Raw genomic sequence first — 18679 nt, forward strand, 5'->3', positions numbered from 1 at the left:
GTGGAATCGCGCACGGATTTTGTTGAGGAGGATCTGTCCCGCCCCACCTAGAGAACGAATGTTGAAAGCTCTTACGGCAAGAACTTCGCCTGCATCCCAGGCTCATTCCTCCTTTCCGCCTAACCTGCGCTGGCGCGAAGTTCGCCGGGCGATCGCTGTAATCATGCTAGCGCTGGCCGCGGCGATGGCGGCGCGCATCGCCGGGGAAACGGCGCAGGCCGCGCTCTATCCTCGCGACGGCCGCCAGGCGATGACCGAGGGTGACGCAAATCGTTTCTCGGGCGCCGGCGTGCTCATGTGCTACTCCGATTTCGGCACGCTGGAGCGCGCGGCGGCCGCCTGGCTCGTCGCTTCGCATGATCTCGTCGTGATGAATGCGCATAATTTCGTGGATCGTCGTCTCGTGCCGACGCATCCGGTGACGAATTGCTTTTTCAGGATTGCGGGCGGCGATTATTATTTTGACGAGGACAGTCTGCGCATTGGCGCCTCTGTCGAATCAAAGGGTCTGCACATAACCGACGACTGGGCCTTGCTGCGCCTGCTGCAGCCGACTCCCGAAAACGTGAGGCCTCAGCCCGCGCCGGACGTCAGGGACATCGTCACTGGCGCGCGGTTCAAGGTCGTGATGGTCTCTCCGGCCGGACACGCCAATACACGCCTCCCCGCCACGACTGAATCCTGCGATGTGTATCGCGTCGATGAACCGACCGAAGGCCACGTTCGTCGCGTGCGCCACGATTGCAACGATGGCTACGGCGGTTCGGGCTCCGGCCTCTTCACCGAGGACGGCCGTCTCATCGCGATGCACAGCGCTTCGCTGGACATGAATCACAAGCGGCCTTTCGATATCGAGACGCATTTCGGTTCGGCGATGCTTTTCGAAGGCGAGCTCGCGGCGGCGATACGCGACGCAGCATCGAAGCAGCGCTGATTCATTCCTTTGGCGGAAGCGTCCGAATCCAGGCGACGAGCGCATCGAGATCCTCGGACGACATTTTCGAGAAATGCGCTTTGGAAAGCGTCGACATCGGCGGCCGAAGCGGCGCGCGGTCGCGCGAAACGCCCTCTGTGATCGCGCGCTTCAATTCATCGTCAGACCAGTCGCCGACGCCCCTGGCCGGATGCGCCGTGATGTTTGAGGCGACGACGACGCCAGCGGCGTTGCGAAAGATTTTGCCGCCCGCGCCAAGACGATTGCCATAATCGAGCGCGCCGTCGATCTCTTCGCTATGACACGCCATGCAGCGGGCGAGCGACGCGACATAGAGGCCGCGCGTGGTTTTGTCTGCGAGGGATGCTTCATCAAAGCGCGCCGTCGCTGTGGGCATCGGATGCGGCGCCCATTCGCCGCTTCGCTGCTGTGGCGACTGAAGCGGCGCGCGGATCGGCGTCGCCGAGCGCAGAAACGCGATGATCGCGTCGCGATCGCTTGTCGTCAGCGGCTTATAGGAGTCCGAGGGCATGACGGGCGCAAGGCGTCCTTCGCGTCCGACGCCATCGACGATGGCGGCCCGCAATTCTGCATCGGTCCACGCGCCGATCCCTGTCTCAACGTCGGGCGAGATGTTTGGACCGCGCACGACATAGGTCTTGTCTGTGAACGTCTGCGCGCCGCCGGAGAAGCGTTTCGAGAGATCATAGCCGCCTGGTCCGCGCGGCGTGTGGCAATTGTCGCAAGCCGTCAGCGCTTCAATGAGGTAACGACCGCGTTCGAGGTCGGCCGCGCAGGTCGGTCCGCCAAACAGCCAGAACGCCAGCAGAGCGACTGGCGTGGCTAAGTGCGATGGGAGACGATTGGCGCTCATGATCACGACGCGTGGGCAAGGCTTCGGGCGCTCTTAATTCAGGCCGCTCTTCACGTCTCGCGGAAAAAATCCTCGGCGTTTCAGGAATGATTGGCAGGACAGCGTCAGCGTCCGAGCGAAAGGTTCGACCCGTCGAGCACCGCATAATCGAACCGCGCGCCGGTTACGATGGCGCCCGTGAAGCTTGCGCCCGTGAGAACCGCATGCGTGAGATTGGCGCGCGTCAGATCGGCGCCGTCGAAATTGGCCTCCGGCAGTTCGGCGCGCACGGGAACCATGCCCTGATTGGCGGGATCGGCCCCGAGATCGGCGCCGATCAGCTTGGCGTTGCGGAAATTCACGCCCTTTCCGCCGCCGATGATCCGCGCCTCGGAAAGGTCGGCGTCCGCGAAATTGGCGCCTTCGAGAAGCGCAGCGTAGAGAGTCGCGGCCTTCAGCTGGGCGCCGGAGAAATCCGCCTTCTGCAGGTCGGCGCGCGTGAAATTGACCCCCGACAGATTCGCCTTTGCAAGCCTTGCGTCCGCGAGTCTGGCTGAGAAGAAGTCTGCGCCGTGCAGGTCTAAGCCTGAAAGATCGAGTCCGGAGAGATCGAGATCCGCGAGGTCGATCGGCTTTCCGTGCGACTGCGCGATTTTTTGTTCGATCTGCGCGCGCGACAGTTCAGCGGCAAAGCCGACGCGAACAGGCGCGGCGACGACGAGCAGCGCGCCCGCGGCAAGAGCTAGACTGATCAGCTTCGCATCCAGCAATCGCATCCCTCGGACCTCGTCACATCGCGTGCTCAAAACCTATGTTCGACACAAGGAAGGACGCAACAGGACAATCTCTTGCGCAATTCGGGAAACAGCGGAAACGCGGTTGTCCGACGTGGATCGAATTGCGTTTTGGCGATAGTGAAGGTCGATGGAACTCTGGCGCCTCACTTCCTTCACCGTCGCTCTGTCGCTGTTCGCGCAAGCCCATTCGCCTGTAATCGCCGCGGACGCTGAACTGCCGAAACGCCGTCCTGGGCTATGGCGCATTTCAACGATCTCGCCCGAAGTCGGGCTGCAGTCCAACGACGTCTGCATCGAGGAAGGCGACAGCATCATCGGCGCTCACGACGAAAGTTGCACGAAGCCTTCCGTCACGCATGCGAACGATCAGATCATCGTCACATTCGAATGTGGTCCGAAGGAGTCGCGGGAAGTGACGAGTTTGCTGTTTACCGGCGACTTTCAGAGCTGGTATCGCGCGCAATCGAGAGCGACAGCGAAGGGCAGTCGCTCGGGCTTCACGATCGACGCGAAGTTTTTGTCCGAACGCTGCACGAAGTAGACGCTCTGGCGCTATCCAAGCTTAAGATCCGAAAGAATCGTCTTCGCCGCATTGTGGCCGGGCGCCATGGAGACGCCGGCGCCGGGATGGCAACCTGAATCGCCAAGATAGACGTTCGGAACCGGGGTGCGGTATTGCCCCAGGCCCGGCGCCGGACGCATCGAACCTTTCTGATAGGGCAGCATCGCGCCGTGGCTGATCGTGCCTTTGACGGCGCTACTCAGCTTGCGATTCATGTCGACCGGCGAATGGACGGCGCATTTCAGGATGTGCTGACGCAGACCCGGCAGATAGTCGCGCTCGATCGATTCAAGAAGATGCGCGGCGTAAGGCTCCTTCGCCGCGTCCCAATCGCGGGCGGCGACTTTTCCGGTCGCGTCGCCGGAGATATTCCAGGGCGTCCCAAGCACGACGAACTTCATGAGCGCCTTCCCTTCCGGGGCGCGGCTGGGATCGATGGCCGATTCATTCCAGGCGACGACGAGCGGCGCATTGGGGAGTTCGCCGGCGCGGCACTGATTCATGGCCTCAGCCATCGCGCCGATCGACGGCGGACTGAGATGAACATGCGCCGCCTGCCGCAGCTCCGGGCCGGCGGCGAATTCGACGGGGCGATCGAGCGCGACATACATCGCCATGGTCGCGTCGCCCCATTCATAGGTGGCCATGGCGTCCGCGATTTCTTTGCCGACGACTTCGGCGCCAAGAAAGCGGTTCACCAGCTGACCGGGATCGGCGCAGGAGACCACGACCTCTCGCGCGCCGATCTCTTCGCCGGTCGCGAGCCGCACGCCGCGAGCGCGGTTGTTGTCGAGCAGGATGCGATCGACGGCGGCGCCAGTGCGAATCTCGCCGCCGTGTTCCGCGAGCACGCGCCCCAGGGCGCGACTCACCTGATGCATGCCGCCGCGCACCAGATTATTGCCGGTCTGCTGCAGCAATGCTCCAAAGAGCCAGGCGATCTCCGCACCGCCGGCGTCGTCGGGCGCCGAACCGACAAAGAGGCCGAACGCGCCAAAGAGGCTCCGCACGACCTCGGTTTCGAAGGTTTCATTGGCCCATGAACGCACGCTCTGTAGTGAGAACCGCTCCCGCGCCATACCGCCCGGCGCCGACGCCAGCGCCTGTGCAGTGGCCACAAAACTCGGCGGCGCGGTGAACATGCTTCGCACGAGATTCGCCTTCTCTCGGCCGAAGAGTTCGAAGAGCCGACGACAAGTCTCCGCATCGCGACGCGACCAGGGTTCGAGCGCCGCGATCGTGCGGTCCAAGTCGCGCTCGACCACGATGGCGCGACCGTCTGGGAAAGCATGCGCATAGACGCGCTCGGGCTCGATCAGCTCGACGCCATGCCCCGCGAGATCGAGTTCCGCGGGAACCGGAGAAATGTTGGCGAGCTGATAACCGCTGGCGTGCACATCCGACTGGAAGCGGGGCAGCGTCAGTTCTTCGGAAATGGTCATGCCCCCGATCGCGCTATATTGCTCCAGCACTAGCGTCGAAAGTCCAGCCCTTGCGAGATAGCAAGCGCAGGTGAGGCCGTTCTGTCCCGCGCCGATCACTATGGCGTCGTAGCTCGTCGTCATTGACCAATGTTCCAGTGGATGGGCGGATGCGGAGGCGACATTCGCTTCCGCTCAGGCGAAAATAGATAAGTCTCGATCAATTTCCGGCTTCACTCCGTCAGCGACGCCTTCCGAGGACTCAGATGTCAGCATTGTTCCAGCCCCTGCGCCTCGGCGAGATCGACCTGCCAAACCGCGTCATCATGGCGCCGCTTACCCGCTGCCGCGCCAGCGAGGGACGCGTCCCGAACGCGCTCATGAAAGACTACTATGTGCAGCGCGCGTCCGCCGGCCTCATCATCACCGAGGCGACGTCCGTCGAACCGATGGGCGTCGGCTACCCCGACACGCCGGGGATCTGGTCCGACGCGCAAATCGAAGGATGGCGGCGCATCACCGACGCGGTTCACGATTCTGGCGGTCGCATCATGCTGCAGCTCTGGCATGTCGGTCGCGTGTCGCATCCGATCTATCTCAACGACGCGCGTCCCGTAGCGCCGAGCGCCATCGCGCCTTCCGGCCATGTGAGCCTCTTGCGCCCCTATCAACCTTATCCGATTCCCCGGGCGCTGGCTCTTTCCGAGATCGCAGGAGTCGTCGAAGCCTATCGGCGCGGCGCCGAAAACGCCATGGCCGCCGGATTCGACGGCGTCGAGCTGCATGGGGCCAACGGCTATCTTCTCGACCAGTTCCTCCAGGATAGCGCGAACAAGCGAACGGATCGCTATGGCGGCCCGGTCGAAAACCGCGCGCGGCTGATGCTGGAAGCCACCGACGCCGCCATCTCCGTGTGGGGACCGGGCCGCGTCGGCATGCATCTGGCGCCGCGCGGCGATTCCCACTCAATGGGCGATTCCGATCCAAAGGCGACCTTCGGCTATGTCGCACGGGAACTCGGCAAGCGCGGCGTCGCCTTCATCTGCGCCCGCGAACGTGCCGGGCCCGACGCCATCGGGCGCTTTCTCAAGACCGAATTCGGCGGCGCCTATATCGTCAATGAAGGCTATGACAAGCAAACCGCCGAAGCCGCGATCGCTAGCGGCGACGCCGAGGCGGCGGCCTTTGGCAAGCTCTACATCGCCAACCCTGACCTACCCGAGCGATTTCGCAGCAACGCCGCCTTGAACGCGCCTCAGCCGGCGACGTTCTACACAAAGGGTCCGGAGGGCTACACGGATTATCCGGCGTTGGCCGAGTGAGCGCGCCGGACTTCAGCCGCGCGCAAAGGGCGAAGCGCGCAGCTGACGCGTTGAGCGTCCGCAGGCTTACCGGCGCGCGACGCTGGCCGGAAGAACGACCACCCGGGTTCCAACCGCCGCCTTCTGGTAGAGATCCATGGCGTCATGATTGACCATCCGAATGCAGCCCGACGACTGGCTCTGCCCGATCGTCCATGGCTCATTCGTGCCGTGGATGCGGAAAAGCGTATCGCGATCCCCTTGCCACAGATACATCGCACGAGCGCCCAACGGGTTGCCCGGACCGCCGTGCATCCCTAGTCCGCTTTGCAGCTCAACGAGCTGTTTCTTGAGGTCCGGCCGCCGTTCGACCATTTCCTTCGGCGGATACCAGTCAGGCCATTCCTGCTTGCTCTTGATCGTCGCTTCGCCCGCCCAGGCGAATCCTTCGCGCCCGACGCCGATGCCATAGCGGGTCGCCCGGCCGCCTTCCTCGACATAGTAGAGATAGTGCCTGGTGGGATCGACGACGATCGTCCCCGGCGCTTCCCTGGTCGCATAGGCGACGGTCTTACGGAGGAACGCCGAACCGACCTGGCCCGGTCTGAGCGCCGGAACGACGAAGCCGCCGTCCTTCATCTCGCCGTAGAGGTTCCCTTCGGGCGCCGCGGCCAGGTCCATGCGCCCCGCCGGCTCGCCCGGAGCGGCCTGAGGCGGCGGCGCGACCGTGGCGGAGGCGTTCAAGGTCGAAGAAGGCTGCGTGCTGGCGCAACCGGCAATCGAGGCGCCGGCGATCACAGACGCCAATAGGGTTCGGACATGGCGGTTCACGGGGGACATGGGCGCTCACCATCCGCGGTCGGGAACGCTTAATATAGCTAAATCCGCGCCGTTAACCAATTGGCCGAGCGTTCGGTGATCGATCCGGACTGCTGCGGCGCCCTTTCGCCTCGTGACATCTCATGACGAGGTCAACTTCTCCAACACATCGAGAAGCGCTTCAAACCCGGCCGGCTTGGTAAGCAGACCGTCGAAACCCGATAGACTGGCTGCCTCAACATGCGGCGTGCTGAGGGCCACCAGCGAGACCTTGTTACCGTCGGGCAATTCACGGATGCGACGCATCATCTCAATTACGTCAATATAAGGAATGCTGATCTCGACAAACGTCAGTTGGGGCCCGAATTCGATCAGCGCCTCCACGCCTTCCGCCCCGCTGCGCGCGAGCCGGACAGAGATCCCGACCGTTCCAAGAAGCAGCGCAAGCCTGTTCGCGGCGTCGCGATCGTTATCGATAACCAGCGCCTTGAGCGGGAATATCGAGTCCCCGCTGATTGGAGCCGGCGCTAGCTCCCGTGCATGCTTCTCGCGCTGAGCCGTAATATCCTGCGCGACGCCGATCATCCGAAGCGGCCGCCCGAGCTGGTCTCGTTCGACGATCCCCAGTTCTCTATACCACGTCACCAGTCCATGCGGACTGAGGACGCGGATTTCGGTTTGAAAACGTTCCATCTCGCCGCGCAGCGCCGCTTCGATATCCGCACAAAACCTTCCTCTATCTTCCGGATGCACAGCGTCTCGGACCGCGGCGAAACGGCTAAACATGCCTGTGCTCGAGGAATGGTCGGAGTCAAATGGATCGAAGCGCCGCACGATGTCGCGCACGATGTCCCATTCGAAGCTGATCATGGGTACCGTGTGCAGCGCCAGGCGTAGAGCAAGCTCATTACGCCGCGCCCGCTCCTCGCGCGCAGCCTTATGTCCGAAACTCAATTGCGGCCGAAGTCGCCAATCTCTCATCGACTGTTACCGAGCGTCCCATTGGCGAGTTAATGCGAACCGCAAGGCGATATCAAGCTGTTGGCCCTGGCGTGGCCCCCTTTATGCTCGCGCAAACTGCACCTGCCGGCGCTGTGGATTTCGCCTGACGCGCCCGATCCATCGTCTTCCTGATCGTCCAAGGAGGGACGATCAGGAAAGCTGAAACGACCAAGCCCGGCGCAACGAGGCCCCGCAAGCCGCGCGCGCCAACGAAGCCGCGAAGCGCGGAGGAGTGTCGCTCAAAGTCATATGCGCCGAAATGAAGCTCGACCGCGACGCGCTCGCGAAAAGCTGCGCATCGCCGCGCGCGAAATGCCCGACCTGGCGAAAGGCGCATAAGCGGAGGTCGGCGTGGGACGAGACTCAAGCCGAAAACGACCGGTGCGCCCGCGCCGCGATCCGTAACGTAACTAACCGATTTTCAACTGATTGATGGTGCCCAGGGGCGGAATCGAACCACCGACACTGCGATTTTCAGTCGCATTTTAATGGTTATAAATCAGGGTGTTATGCGCTTCACAGTTGTCAACATCGATTTAGTTACCAACGATTTGCGAGCAAATTGTCAACACACAACCCGCCACGTCCTTGATCGTTCTAAGCACCTAACGTTTGATATTCGTCAACTACTACGCATCTCGTGTGCTATCGCATTCGCCTGCCCTGCACCGGGTTACCTACCATTGCTGTAGACGTTCTTCATGCTTGCCAATTTGAAATCACCGTGATCTTACCGACAGCGCGTCCATTGCTATCACGCATTCCTGCTTCATCGGGTCTCTCCAATGTGTGTACCAAAGGGCCCACCAGTGCATCGAAATTCCGTACGCGACATTTGCGCTGCACCAAGATTCTTGACCTTATTGTGCAATGCACATAAATGGCGCTTACTTGAGGGGAGCGAGATATCGCTTGTCCCTCGGAGCAAGAAGGATTTCGCATGTTTAACAAATTCCAGGATATGCAGTCGCACTTCGCTAACCCCTTTGAGGCGTTCACGAAACCAACAAGAGAAGCAGCTACAAAGCTTGGGGCTATCAGTTTCGAAACGACGGATTATGCAAAGAAGTCATTCGAAAAGGGCCGCGATCATTTCGCAAAGTTTGCCGGCGTAAAGACAGCCGAAGACGCGGTTCAGCTTCAGTCTAATTTCGTTAAGTCTGCATATGATGACTTCGTCGCTCAGAGCACAAAGATCGCAGAAATGTACTCCGACTTAGTGAAGGGCGCTTTTCCGGAGGCCGAAGTGATGCCGCCTTCGAAAGCGGCAGCGCCCGCGTCTTCCAAGAAGGCGGCTGGAGCAGCTAAGCAATACTGACTCCTGCCGAGGGACCCCCTCTGGAGCTTTCGCCAAAGGAAACCGCTCGCCCTGCGCGGTTTTTTTTGAGTAATTTGTCGAACTGGAGCCTACTTGCGCACAACTCGCTGGATTGCGCGGCGATCACGCGGCGATCAAATGATCAAATCGAGGCTCGCAGTCTCCTCCGTCACAAGCCAAGTTTGATGACGGCGGCGAGTTTGTCCGCCAGTCCCAGCCGGCGCTCGGCTTGCCCCGGCAACATCACGCCGGCGTCCGAGGTAAACCAAGCGACAGAGGCGCTGCCTCCCGTGATCAGACAAGTCAGAGCGAGCTTGAGCGTCCGCGAATGGCGTCGCGAATTTCTTCGAGCAACACTTCGTTGCGCGCGGGCGGCGGGGGAGCCGCTGGAGCTTGCTTCTTCAGCTTTTCGAACTGACGGATGACAATGAACAGAACGAAAGCGACGATAAGGAAATTGACGACGATCGTCGCGAATTGCCCGAAACCAACGGTCGCCCCGAGTTTCTTTGCCTCCTCGTAGGTCATATCGGAATGCACTGCGGGCGAGAAAGAGTAATAATAGTTCGAGAAGTCTAGGCCGCCCGTCAGCTTACCAATGAACGGCATGATGATATCGTCGACGAGCGAAGACACGATCTTGCCAAAGGCGGCGCCGATGATGACGCCGACCGCGAGATCGACCACATTCCCGCGAAGCACGAAATTCTTGAAGTCCTGTAGCATCCCAGTCTCCCCGGCGTGCTTATGTGTCATGCATCGGATTGCTCAGCCGTTATCACCCCATGAGTTTTTTCTTCAGAACACTGACAACGGCAGTAACGATAGCACCCGTTATGCCGCCTCCTGCCGCCTGACCGAGCATGGTCGCGATGTCAAAATTGCCACTTGATGCGGCACCAGCTAATGCTGGGATCAACGAACTGAGCAATTGCCCACCAATACCGCCACCAAGCGCACCGCTGATTGTATTTCCCAGCGGGCCTAGATCGATATTCTTGGATGCGCGACCGACGGCATTGCCGCCAATTGCTCCCGCGACAGCCTGTACAAGCAAATCCGTAATAATAGACATCGATATCTCCCGAGAATTAGGTTGCTACATTGCCCTTTGAGCCATTCGGAATTGAGCGGTTTTCTCGATCAGCTCTTCAAGTCTTCCGGGAGCTTCCCGCCATGTTCCGCCAATTTTTTCATGAGCTGCTTGTGAAGCCAGATATTCATTGCGGCCGAATCATGCGTATCGCCCTCATAATGCAGCTCTTTCGCGAGCTCCTTTCTGGCGGATAGACTGCTATCTATGTCTAGAAGTTTCATCAGATCGACGATGGAAACTTTCCAGTTCAGCTTTTGAGACGCTTTCGCCGCAAGACCATCGAGTAGCGCGCCAATGTCGACGACAGGCATATTTGGGTCGATGGATACGTTTTCGATCTTGGCCGCCTCGCTCGAACCCGTGGGGACCGACGCGGCCGTCGCTGTTTTGCCGAAGATTTTTTCCTTTATGGATCCAAAGATGCTCATTTTTTTTCTCATAGGTTGAACTTGGCAATTTTTATCATGGATTACCGTGGATTACCTTTGCTTCCTGTCCACTCATGTCTGAGCATGCCGATCATCAGCGTTCCTTCCGCCGCCAGGAACTGGGGCGGGCAAGGCTCCGCAACTCAACCAGCGGCTTCGAACACGCCACCCCAGCGCCACTCAACGCAACGACGCGTGGCGGATTACGCTTTATCTTGCGACGGCAGCTTACCTTCTGGCGTCGCCTTGTCGATGGCGACTGGAAGGTATTCGGCGATAAGGTCGCGCGCCTTGTTCAAGTCGACGCCCGCGCTTTCGGCCAGTTTCTTCAACTTTTCGATGCCGATCGCCTGACCGAGTTCGATGCCGCTGATCGCCTCGTTCTTGCCCGTCGAGATCCAAGAGTCGACCTGGCGCTTGAAGCCGCCATTCTGGAAATTCTTCACGACTGCGTCGAGGCCGCCCTCTTTCTCAACATATTGCTTGATAAGGCTCAGTGCTTCAGCGCCGATTACCCCACCCGTGATAGCTTTCAACCAACTCATTTGCGATCCTCCTATTTGCGATTCTCCTTCGAAAAAAAAACTCGAGCAGCGCCTTACCACCGAGAAAAATAGCGCCGCTCGCCGACCTCTCAATGGCGAAGACCAGGGATTTTAACTTAGATATCTCTCTTCGAGTCCCTCGGCTGGCGTCATCGACAGCCAAGGCCCCGGCGGCGCATGCGCGAGGTTACGACGCCGGCAAGAAAATCAAAGGGCGCAAGCGCCAAATTGCGGTGGATGAGGACGGACGGCTGTTCATGGTCAATCTGACGACAGCGGATGTTTCCGACTCTGCGGGCGCTTAGCATATTCTCGACGCCATCCGCAAGCGCTGGCCGTGTGTCAAGCATCTGTTCGCCGACGGCGCCTATGATCGCAGAAAACTCATGGACAAGGCGGCGTTCAAGGAGTTCGCCGTAGAGATCGTGCGAAGGATCGACGCCGATCCGGGCTTCAATGTTCTGCCGCGACGCTGGGTCGTCGAGAGAACCTTCGGCCTCCTTCCAAGCAGCGGTCCACAACACGTTCAACGTTCAGCGCCGTCTCATCTCAGAGAGGACGCACCGAGCTTTTCGAGCATCATCCCTGGACACATGGCGTTCGGCCGCTGCTGCAGCGTGAGCGCGATCGTCAGGTCATTCGCGACTATTGTTCGACAACGTGACAAAGCCTTTTACGAGCTTCGGCCATGGAGGCGTGGCTTGCGGCGACCGCCGCGGCGTAAGCTCGCTCAGCAGCGCGACCTGTTGCGTCCGTCGTTCGACAACATGGCGAAGTCCGCCGGATGAGCTCGGCACCGCTCGCGATAACTCAGCCTCAGCGTCCTCCGCCGCCAACGTCGAGAATATTTGCTGGAGCTCAGCGCCGGTCCGCGGTGAATAGCCCTCAATACCGTCGCGTCCATAGAACGCCTTGAACATCTGCCGCGCGCTCTCGCGCGATAGCGGACCGACCTCGATCACGTCGTCAATTCGTCCCGGTCGGACAATCGCCGGATCGAGCTTGTCGAGATGGTTCGTCGTCACAATGAATTTTAGACCATCCGGCGTCTGCATGCCGTCCATAGAATTCAGGATCTCGTGCAGCGGAGAGCCACGCACAGCAGTTTCTTCAATGAGGTTGCTTCCTTCCTTCTCCTTAGGCTCAGCTCGGTTCAGGCGATCCGTCATCGTATCGATGTCCTCGATCACGAACAGGTCGTTCTTAGTTCCAGATTTGAATGCCGCACCCACTCCGTGAAGCGACTTGATATATTTGATGTCGAACCCGAAGTCAGAAGCGAGCGCATGTATCAGGCTCGTCTTCCCAGTTCCAGGCGGACCGTAAAGAATGATGCCGAGCTTCCATGGAATGCCGCGGGATGAGTGCCACTCTTCGGCGCTGATGAACCACGTAAGGCGTTGGACGAGCCGATCCTTGATCTCCTCGTCAACGAAAACGGTATTGAGTCCGCGCTTGCGCCTGCGAAGGCCACCATCGCTTCCGGCGGCAGAATACAGGGAAATGTGAATGGAGTTCTTGTGTTCCTCGGGCCTGCTGTCCTTCATGAACCGCTCGACTATGCTTCGATCGCGAGTCAAAAAGGAAATGTCGATCGTTTCGATATGCGTGAGCCGCTGCTCGGATCTCGTCTTCGAATATTTGAAGAGGATCCCATCATAGGTTCCCCATCCCCCGCCGAACCCCGTTTTCAGGTAGCCGTCCTTGATCTCGAGAGATCTGCTGAAAAAATTGAGCCGCAGTCGCTCAATGAAGGCATCGACGTCTCGATATTCGTTGGACATGTTTTCGACGGACACCGTGGTCCATACTGTCTTCTCGACAACGCCCAGCATTTTTTGTGGAACCGTTCGAAGCACGTACATCAACGAGCCGAAAGCCAGAGTGCCGACGCCGCCAACGAGAAGCTGGTTGGAAGCCAGTGCAGAATATGCGGTGTCGAGAAGATTCATGAGGCGCCCTTCATTTCATGCGTCTATCCTACGGACCACAGCGCTGGGTCCAGGGCCTCGCTGCAGAACTTGCATTATGCGCAGGATCCGGTATCCGCTTCGGCCGCTAATGTTGTAATTGCTCACAATCAGCGGAAGGGGCGCCGTAAAAAATTTCTTTCCCCCCAAGCATGCAGAGCGGAGACTGTCCGTGCGGTGACGCAGAGATCGGAACGGTAGTCAGCTGCGGAACAGACGAACGACAGCAGACGGAAAAGTCGGCAGTCAACCTCCGCCGCTAGGCCAGCCGCCGAAAGCGTGGTTGTCGCGAGGCGCGGGCCGAGGAAATATAGGCAGATGGCGGCGATCAAGAGCTTGAACCAGATCGGGTTATCGCCAAAGGGAAAGATCGGCGCCACCATCTCGCCTATCTTTCAGCAACGTTTGCCAGCGTGAGCGAGAGCGTCAAACTAACTCGACGACACGGCGCTGAGCGTCCGCGTGAGCCTCAATATATCGCTTCTTTGAGTGAAGAAAGTTTCGCCGCGCATGTTCAAGCGGCAAGGTCATCGGGCTCCAAGAACCGAGGTGGAGAGGTGTGGGCTTTTATGACGGATTGAACATCTTCTGATCGTGCGGCCTCGGCTATCACATTGAGGGCGGCAACCACTGCCGAGATGCCAATCTTTTGATAGTGGCGAAGTAGGACGTCGGATGCATGCTCGGGCGATTGCGGCTCGGTCAATTCCGTGGCGGTCGGCGCGGTCATTACAAAACTCCACTGTTTCGAATCCCCACTCATTCTTCAGCGACCCTCGAATGGAACGGCGTGACCCTTGATCGATTGGCAATTGAGGGCCCATGCAGATCGAGAACCGCCTGATACGCTCGATAGGAGGTCTCGAACATATTTCGCTGCAGTGAGCTCGTCGAATGCTTGGTGGCGTAAAAGCGATAGCCTTCAGCTTCGCGGATGATCCGGCCAACTGCCGCATGCTCGATCTCAATTACGTAGGCGTGTGACATCCCTTTCTCGCAGTCTCGAACCCTTGCCGAAAAATTCCTGTTCAACCTTTCAGCCAAATCGGGCCGTTCGTGGATTGCCTGCAAAAAGTGATTTTGATTCGACAGTTCGAAAGGTCTGCCGTCAAAATTTTTGTTAGGTAAAATTTGAGTCAATTCCACGCAGTTCCGTTCAACATTTCGGACCTTAGCCTTAGCGAAAGAGGGCCGTACGTAACTGCGACAACGTCGCCATGACATCCTCTGCAGCGTGTTTGCTGCACTCAGGCGCTTCGCTTGCAGCGTTTGGGTGGTGTAAGCGACGGAAATCGACGTTGTTCAACTTGAACGTCGCGACGATGGAGGCGGGCGACGCCCAGTTTTCAGCTCCGACCTCGTTTCCAGTTGGGGAAGACAGCCTAAAACTGGCCGGGTTTTACGCCGCCACGCGGCCGCAATATGCGCCGCTCACTCGATTATTGCGCCGTCGCGTACAGAAAAGAGGCAGAGCGACGAGCGTTCGCCGATGCATGGGCCTACATCAAATCATCGCGTCCTGCGGCAATTTATTACTACTCGAAATATGAGCGCACCCTGTATCGTAAGTTGCAATCGAAATACCCGGAGGTGTGTGCATCTGAGGAAATCGAGGAACTATTCGACCCCACGCGGTCTCCGACAATCGACCTGTATTTCGATGTTGTGCTACGAGCTACCGAGTGGCCGACGCGGGATTATTCGATCAAGTCGCTTGCTAAGTACCTCGACTTCACCTGGCGTGACGCCAACCCGTCTGGCGCAGCATCTATCGAATGGTACAACCACTGAGTCGGCACCAATGACATCGCAACAAAAGATCGCAGCCTTGCCTACAACGAAGATGATTGCGTTGCGACGCGCGTCTTACTCGACGGCATCCGTGCGCTCGGCGAGAACTGAGGCCGGGCACAAGGCACGGGAAGGCGCTCCATCTCCTTCGCGTGGCGCGCCCTCCGACGTCTTCTGCGTTTTTGCGCTATGCTGCTTTCGCTTGCTCAGGTTCCGCGGCTTCCATCGCCCTGAGATAGAGATCGAGTAGGGCTTCGTGCTCGTCGCGCTCGTCTCTATCCTGCTTACGCAGGCGCAAAATCTCCTTCAAAATCTTCACATCGAATCCTTCGCCCTTTGCCTCAGCGAAGATTTCCTTTTTTCCCTCATTTAGCGCCTTGATCTCTTCCTCGATGTGCTCGATGCGCTCAATGAGGGAGCGAATGCGATCACCCGCGATCCCAACCGTGTCGGTCATCTGTATTCTCCAATTGTCGAAAAGGCACGGTATGGCTGCGAAAGTAACCGAGAGGTTAATTTGGCGACAATGATCACTGCTGAATTTCGGTGATTGACTGTCGCCATTAAAACAGCGGGATCGACTCAAACAGACTGGAAGGGGCCTGGATTAACCTGAATAGCCGCGCCCCGTGCGCGCCGCCGCGCGGGTTTAAAGGGGATAGTCGCGCGCAGGATCGACCCCAGCATCCGTCAGGAATTTGCGCAGGGCGGCAACCTCGTCTTTGGGAAGGCTATGATGGATGTCGTGGAATCCATGGGTGAAGCCGTTCAGCGTAACCAATAAATGGTTGTGCCGAGTATGAGTTATCTCAGCTCCAAGCTCTTCCAACATTGACTTGACGAGCTTTGGATCGATGTTGCTGCTCATGGGGTGCGCGAACAACGCATGCAGGGTTGTCCGATGCTTGTGGTTCATTGGTTGCGCTTCCTGCTCGTCGCAAAAGTCGACTATTTCTTCGGGTTGGTAGCACGGCCCAGCGCGCATGCGGCTGCGACAAAGAGACTTGGCGGTATTTTGCCTATTTTGGCGTAATTGTGATTTCAACGAATGCGTCGGATCCGAGACGATCGCCGTCAAGCGTATGGCGCTCCGCGAACCAGTGCCCAATGCCGCGCTTAACCTCGCCAAGAAAGTCGAGATCGCGCTCGATAGCCAAATGGCCAAGATCGCAAATGAGATCGGCGACGGCATGTTCGTCACTCGTGCCGCAGCGCTGCTGAAATACGGCAAGCGCATCAGCAGCGGAGGCAACGTGTTTGGCTTTGTCGACCATCATTTCCTCAATTAGAATATCGCTTTCGCGACAGGCGTCCTAATTCAATTTCTCTGGCAAGAATGCGGCATGCGCGGCGCAGATCAAAAAAGGCAGACGCAATCAATGCATCCGCCCTTCTTCTTCCCAGACTTGGAACTCGCGCCAAATACATGCAGCGTCGAAGCCATCCGTCCTCAGTGACCTCTATGTGTAGCCGCTCTAGCATCGGAATGGAATCGATCCCACAGGAATTTGCAGGCGTCTTTTGCAAACTCTTCCTTGTCCGTGTAACCGGCCATGCGTAGTAGCACTTGTTCAGCGAGCACCGCCACCGCGCGCCGCCATTCGTCCGAGGTTGTCGCATCCTCTAACAAATCCGCTATCTGCCCGTCATTGAAGGCCGCTCCGTCTAAAAAGACCGCGCTGCTGCAGTCGGGTGGCGATGAAGCGCTATCTTGGTTGCTGTAGGTCATTGCCGCCCCCGTTTTGGGTGTCACTCGAGACGCAATACACCTTATGGGAAGAATGGAGCGCGCCGACCAGAAGACAATCGGCATAGTGAATTTTTGGATTTTTGCCTTTCAGTGCAGATGGGGAAAAACGCACTGAAAGCCTGAGCGGCGTTGTTAGTCAATTCTGGAAATAGCGAAGTTGCCGATGAATGGCGTGGGTTCGATAACGACCGACCGCGTCAGGTTGCCGGTGTGTCGTCGCTTGCCCTTGCTATCAAGATAGCCGACGGCTGCATTGACCCAAAACCTGTATCCCGCAACGTCGTAGTGAAAAATGTTTCGCCGTCGCCAACCCATATGTGCGCTTTGCCGCTCGCGGCGGCATATGGATTGAACCAGCATGATCGGGGTGTTGTCGGCGCTTTCCCATAGGAAGTCGTCGTTAAGGAAATCGTCAAAATCGGTTTCGGAAAAATCGAACCCGAGCTTTTGCGCCACGGCCTTGTGACTTGGGTAGGGATGGCTATGAAAGTCGGCGAGTAGCGTTTGGTGAGGGGCCAACTGCCTGAACAGTTCGTCCTTGATTTTGCCGGCGCGACGGTTGGGTACAACGCTCAACGCCGCCCGTTTGGCGCTGAGGCTGACGCTGAGCTTGTCGAGGAAAAAAGCGATTTGGCCGTCCGGGTAAGCCTTCTTGCTTCCCCAGATGTAGCCATAGGTTTCGACCCCACATTTACTGCTCGATTGGGGGCCGCGAAAGTTGAAGGCTTCGACCGTCGCCAGGGTCATTGATTCAAGCAGCGACGCGCCGAGCTTCACGCGAAAATTTGGCATGCCGCTTTCCCCCGTGGCTCAATATTCGTCGGCGAGCATGATGGTGAGCACGCGCTTCGTGACATTGGGGTCGGCGGCGTTTTTTGAGTGGTGGGCAAGGTCGCGGTCGTAGTAGTCGATTTTGAACAGCAGCTCGTGGCCTGCCACAGTGATCATGCCAAAGTCGTGTTCGCCATAGGGGTCGTTGTCGGCGTCAAAATCATCGTAGGCGCGCAGGGCGTCGGTGATTTGGTGCAGAACCTCGGCCTCAAGCGCCGCCACCCCTCGCGTTATCATCACTTTGCCCCCGGTCAGGGTGGTGCGCAGGGTGTCATTAAGCGCGCGCACCCGAGCAGTGTAATTTTCGGGCGACTGTGGTTGATCGGCTTTGCCCATGACCTTTCCCTCGCGATGAAAGCTCGGTTCGTTGGAGTCAGCGACGATGACTCGGCGAGCGGCGACCTTCGCGTCACAACAGGTTCACCAGTTGACGCTGACTTTGGCTGTCGCCGTCGATGTATCGTTGGGTGGTTTCGATGGACTGATGACCGGCGAGCAACTGCACGTCGCGCAGGCTTCCTCCGGTTCGATGCACATTTTTCGCGGCGGCGGTGATGAAGGTGCGTCGGCCTGAATGCGATGAGCAGCCTTCGAGATTGAGGTCATGAAACATCGTCACGAACCAATTGACGATGCTGTTGGGGCGCATGGGGCCGCCACGGTTCGAGGCGACGATATGAACGTCGGATGTCCTCACTGGCCACAATTCCCCCAGCGCCTGTTGCAGGCTGGGGTGCATGGGAATGCGTCGCCCCGACCCCTTTTTGGCGATGGCGCTGCGAATATCGATGACATCGGCGATGTCGCCATTGTCGGTCATCGCCATTGACCATTGCAGGCCGGCGATTTCACATGACCTGAGTCCGGCTTTCACCGACAACAGCACGATGACGGCGTCACGCTTTGGTTGCCTTGTTTGGCTGGCGTAATCGAGCATACGCGCAAGGGTTTCAGGCGAGATGATTTTGGCCTGTTTGCCAAGCATTGGCGTCTCCATTGATGACGCCAGGGCGTGAGTCATCCACCTCCGCCCAGGGCGTCGGCTTGCACAAGCTTTCGATGGCAAGGGATGATGGTTACGGCCGGCGGCTTTTCAGGGTGATGTTGCCCTCGTCGCCGACGGTCATTGCGGCCTGTGAGCCGCTTAGGCTTTCGATTTCGTCGATTGAAAAGCTCAGGTTACGTCAGGTGCGCCCTCCATGAATCGCAAAAGGCGCCGCAGCGCCCTTGCACATGTCACCATGGCGTTGGTGATGCTAAG

The 18679-nt window shown here is 58.6% G+C and carries 25 protein-coding genes, 1 tRNA gene and 1 pseudogene; 7 read left to right on the plus strand and 20 right to left on the minus strand.

The features are described 5' to 3' along the window. Nucleotides 1-163 precede the first annotated feature (163 nt). Nucleotides 164-934: a trypsin-like serine peptidase gene (locus tag AC0X69_RS09545; protein ID WP_482613209.1), complete on the plus strand. Its 771-nt coding sequence runs from the start codon at nucleotides 164-166 to the stop codon at nucleotides 932-934. Between the two features lies 1 nt (nucleotide 935). Here the strand turns inward: AC0X69_RS09545 and AC0X69_RS09550 are convergent, their stop codons facing one another. Then, complete coding sequence (locus AC0X69_RS09550) at nucleotides 936-1808, minus strand: c-type cytochrome (RefSeq protein ID WP_482613210.1); 873 nt, start codon at nucleotides 1806-1808, stop codon at nucleotides 936-938. A 104-nt stretch (nucleotides 1809-1912) separates the two neighbouring features. Further along, entirely contained in the window at nucleotides 1913-2563 is a 651-nt protein-coding gene (locus tag AC0X69_RS09555; protein ID WP_482613211.1) for a pentapeptide repeat-containing protein, read from the minus strand. A gap of 148 nt (nucleotides 2564-2711) precedes the next feature. On the opposite strand from AC0X69_RS09555, the gene AC0X69_RS09560 reads away from it, so the two are divergent. After that, nucleotides 2712-3125: a DUF3617 domain-containing protein gene (locus AC0X69_RS09560; protein ID WP_482613212.1), complete on the plus strand. Its 414-nt coding sequence runs from the start codon at nucleotides 2712-2714 to the stop codon at nucleotides 3123-3125. Between the two features lie 11 nt (nucleotides 3126-3136). Here the strand turns inward: AC0X69_RS09560 and AC0X69_RS09565 are convergent, their stop codons facing one another. After that, on the minus strand, nucleotides 3137-4711 hold the full coding sequence (locus tag AC0X69_RS09565) for a phytoene desaturase family protein (protein WP_482613213.1): 1575 nt from the start codon (nucleotides 4709-4711) through the stop codon (nucleotides 3137-3139). Nucleotides 4712-4833: 122 nt separating this feature from the next. On the opposite strand from AC0X69_RS09565, the gene AC0X69_RS09570 reads away from it, so the two are divergent. Next, nucleotides 4834-5889: an alkene reductase gene (locus AC0X69_RS09570; RefSeq protein ID WP_482613214.1), complete on the plus strand. Its 1056-nt coding sequence runs from the start codon at nucleotides 4834-4836 to the stop codon at nucleotides 5887-5889. A 66-nt stretch (nucleotides 5890-5955) separates the two neighbouring features. Here the strand turns inward: AC0X69_RS09570 and AC0X69_RS09575 are convergent, their stop codons facing one another. The 3 genes from AC0X69_RS09575 to AC0X69_RS09585 form a co-directional block, all read right to left on the minus strand. Next, nucleotides 5956-6708: a L,D-transpeptidase gene (locus AC0X69_RS09575; protein WP_482613215.1), complete on the minus strand. Its 753-nt coding sequence runs from the start codon at nucleotides 6706-6708 to the stop codon at nucleotides 5956-5958. A 120-nt stretch (nucleotides 6709-6828) separates the two neighbouring features. Beyond that, nucleotides 6829-7557: a PAS domain-containing protein gene (locus AC0X69_RS09580; protein WP_482613216.1), complete on the minus strand. Its 729-nt coding sequence runs from the start codon at nucleotides 7555-7557 to the stop codon at nucleotides 6829-6831. A 565-nt stretch (nucleotides 7558-8122) separates the two neighbouring features. Beyond that, nucleotides 8123-8244 (minus strand) — tRNA-Ser (locus tag AC0X69_RS09585). A gap of 385 nt (nucleotides 8245-8629) precedes the next feature. Here AC0X69_RS09585 and AC0X69_RS09590 point away from each other — a divergent pair. Beyond that, on the plus strand, nucleotides 8630-9007 hold the full coding sequence (locus AC0X69_RS09590) for a phasin family protein (RefSeq protein ID WP_482613217.1): 378 nt from the start codon (nucleotides 8630-8632) through the stop codon (nucleotides 9005-9007). Between the two features lie 303 nt (nucleotides 9008-9310). Here the strand turns inward: AC0X69_RS09590 and mscL are convergent, their stop codons facing one another. The 4 genes from mscL to AC0X69_RS09610 form a co-directional block, all read right to left on the minus strand. After that, entirely contained in the window at nucleotides 9311-9733 is a 423-nt protein-coding gene (gene mscL, locus AC0X69_RS09595) for a large conductance mechanosensitive channel protein MscL (protein ID WP_482613218.1), read from the minus strand. Nucleotides 9734-9785: 52 nt separating this feature from the next. Further along, complete coding sequence (locus AC0X69_RS09600; protein ID WP_482613219.1) at nucleotides 9786-10082, minus strand: hypothetical protein; 297 nt, start codon at nucleotides 10080-10082, stop codon at nucleotides 9786-9788. A 68-nt stretch (nucleotides 10083-10150) separates the two neighbouring features. Continuing rightward, on the minus strand, nucleotides 10151-10531 hold the full coding sequence (locus AC0X69_RS09605) for a DUF3597 domain-containing protein (RefSeq protein ID WP_482613220.1): 381 nt from the start codon (nucleotides 10529-10531) through the stop codon (nucleotides 10151-10153). Between the two features lie 203 nt (nucleotides 10532-10734). Beyond that, a complete protein-coding gene (locus tag AC0X69_RS09610; RefSeq protein WP_482613221.1) occupies nucleotides 10735-11076 on the minus strand; it encodes a YidB family protein in 342 nt (113 codons plus the stop codon). Between the two features lie 130 nt (nucleotides 11077-11206). Here AC0X69_RS09610 and AC0X69_RS09615 point away from each other — a divergent pair. After that, nucleotides 11207-11573: pseudogene (locus AC0X69_RS09615) on the plus strand (transposase); the annotation flags it as partial. Nucleotides 11574-11711: 138 nt separating this feature from the next. Here the strand turns inward: AC0X69_RS09615 and AC0X69_RS09620 are convergent. The 4 genes from AC0X69_RS09620 to AC0X69_RS09635 all read right to left on the minus strand — a co-directional run bounded on the left by AC0X69_RS09620 (nucleotide 11712) and on the right by AC0X69_RS09635 (nucleotide 14192). Further along, the gene (locus tag AC0X69_RS09620) at nucleotides 11712-13028 is read right to left on the minus strand and encodes an AAA family ATPase (RefSeq protein ID WP_482613222.1); all 1317 of its coding nucleotides are present in this window, start codon (nucleotides 13026-13028) and stop codon (nucleotides 11712-11714) included. 128 nt (nucleotides 13029-13156) lie between these two features. Further along, nucleotides 13157-13429 carry a hypothetical protein gene (locus tag AC0X69_RS09625; RefSeq protein WP_482613223.1) on the minus strand — a complete coding sequence of 91 codons (273 nt, stop codon included), beginning with the start codon at nucleotides 13427-13429 and terminating at the stop codon, nucleotides 13157-13159. A gap of 131 nt (nucleotides 13430-13560) precedes the next feature. Next, entirely contained in the window at nucleotides 13561-13776 is a 216-nt protein-coding gene (locus tag AC0X69_RS09630; protein WP_482613224.1) for a hypothetical protein, read from the minus strand. 29 nt (nucleotides 13777-13805) lie between these two features. Continuing rightward, nucleotides 13806-14192 carry a hypothetical protein gene (locus tag AC0X69_RS09635; protein WP_482613225.1) on the minus strand — a complete coding sequence of 129 codons (387 nt, stop codon included), beginning with the start codon at nucleotides 14190-14192 and terminating at the stop codon, nucleotides 13806-13808. 276 nt (nucleotides 14193-14468) lie between these two features. Between AC0X69_RS09635 and AC0X69_RS09640 the strand changes: the two genes are divergently transcribed. Beyond that, a complete protein-coding gene (locus tag AC0X69_RS09640) occupies nucleotides 14469-14837 on the plus strand; it encodes a ribonuclease H-like domain-containing protein (protein WP_482613226.1) in 369 nt (122 codons plus the stop codon). A 187-nt stretch (nucleotides 14838-15024) separates the two neighbouring features. Here the strand turns inward: AC0X69_RS09640 and AC0X69_RS09645 are convergent, their stop codons facing one another. Further along, nucleotides 15025-15294 carry a DUF2312 domain-containing protein gene (locus AC0X69_RS09645; protein WP_482613227.1) on the minus strand — a complete coding sequence of 90 codons (270 nt, stop codon included), beginning with the start codon at nucleotides 15292-15294 and terminating at the stop codon, nucleotides 15025-15027. 192 nt (nucleotides 15295-15486) lie between these two features. Further along, the gene (locus AC0X69_RS09650; protein ID WP_482613228.1) at nucleotides 15487-15915 is read right to left on the minus strand and encodes a hypothetical protein; all 429 of its coding nucleotides are present in this window, start codon (nucleotides 15913-15915) and stop codon (nucleotides 15487-15489) included. Nucleotides 15916-15919: 4 nt separating this feature from the next. Here AC0X69_RS09650 and AC0X69_RS09655 point away from each other — a divergent pair, with 4 nt between their 5' ends. Continuing rightward, complete coding sequence (locus AC0X69_RS09655; protein WP_482613229.1) at nucleotides 15920-16126, plus strand: hypothetical protein; 207 nt, start codon at nucleotides 15920-15922, stop codon at nucleotides 16124-16126. Nucleotides 16127-16287: 161 nt separating this feature from the next. Here AC0X69_RS09655 and AC0X69_RS09660 read toward each other — a convergent pair whose 3' ends face one another. The 4 genes from AC0X69_RS09660 to AC0X69_RS09675 all read right to left on the minus strand — a co-directional run bounded on the left by AC0X69_RS09660 (nucleotide 16288) and on the right by AC0X69_RS09675 (nucleotide 18403). Next, complete coding sequence (locus AC0X69_RS09660; protein WP_482613230.1) at nucleotides 16288-16566, minus strand: hypothetical protein; 279 nt, start codon at nucleotides 16564-16566, stop codon at nucleotides 16288-16290. Between the two features lie 153 nt (nucleotides 16567-16719). Further along, nucleotides 16720-17379, minus strand: a complete 660-nt coding sequence (locus AC0X69_RS09665; protein ID WP_482613231.1) for a hypothetical protein — start codon at nucleotides 17377-17379, stop codon at nucleotides 16720-16722. An 18-nt stretch (nucleotides 17380-17397) separates the two neighbouring features. Next, a complete protein-coding gene (locus AC0X69_RS09670) occupies nucleotides 17398-17754 on the minus strand; it encodes a DUF3768 domain-containing protein (RefSeq protein ID WP_482613232.1) in 357 nt (118 codons plus the stop codon). 73 nt (nucleotides 17755-17827) lie between these two features. After that, nucleotides 17828-18403: a tyrosine-type recombinase/integrase gene (locus tag AC0X69_RS09675; protein WP_482613233.1), complete on the minus strand. Its 576-nt coding sequence runs from the start codon at nucleotides 18401-18403 to the stop codon at nucleotides 17828-17830. Nucleotides 18404-18679 lie beyond the last annotated feature (276 nt).

The organism is Methylocystis sp. Uni0008 (assembly GCF_056838045.1).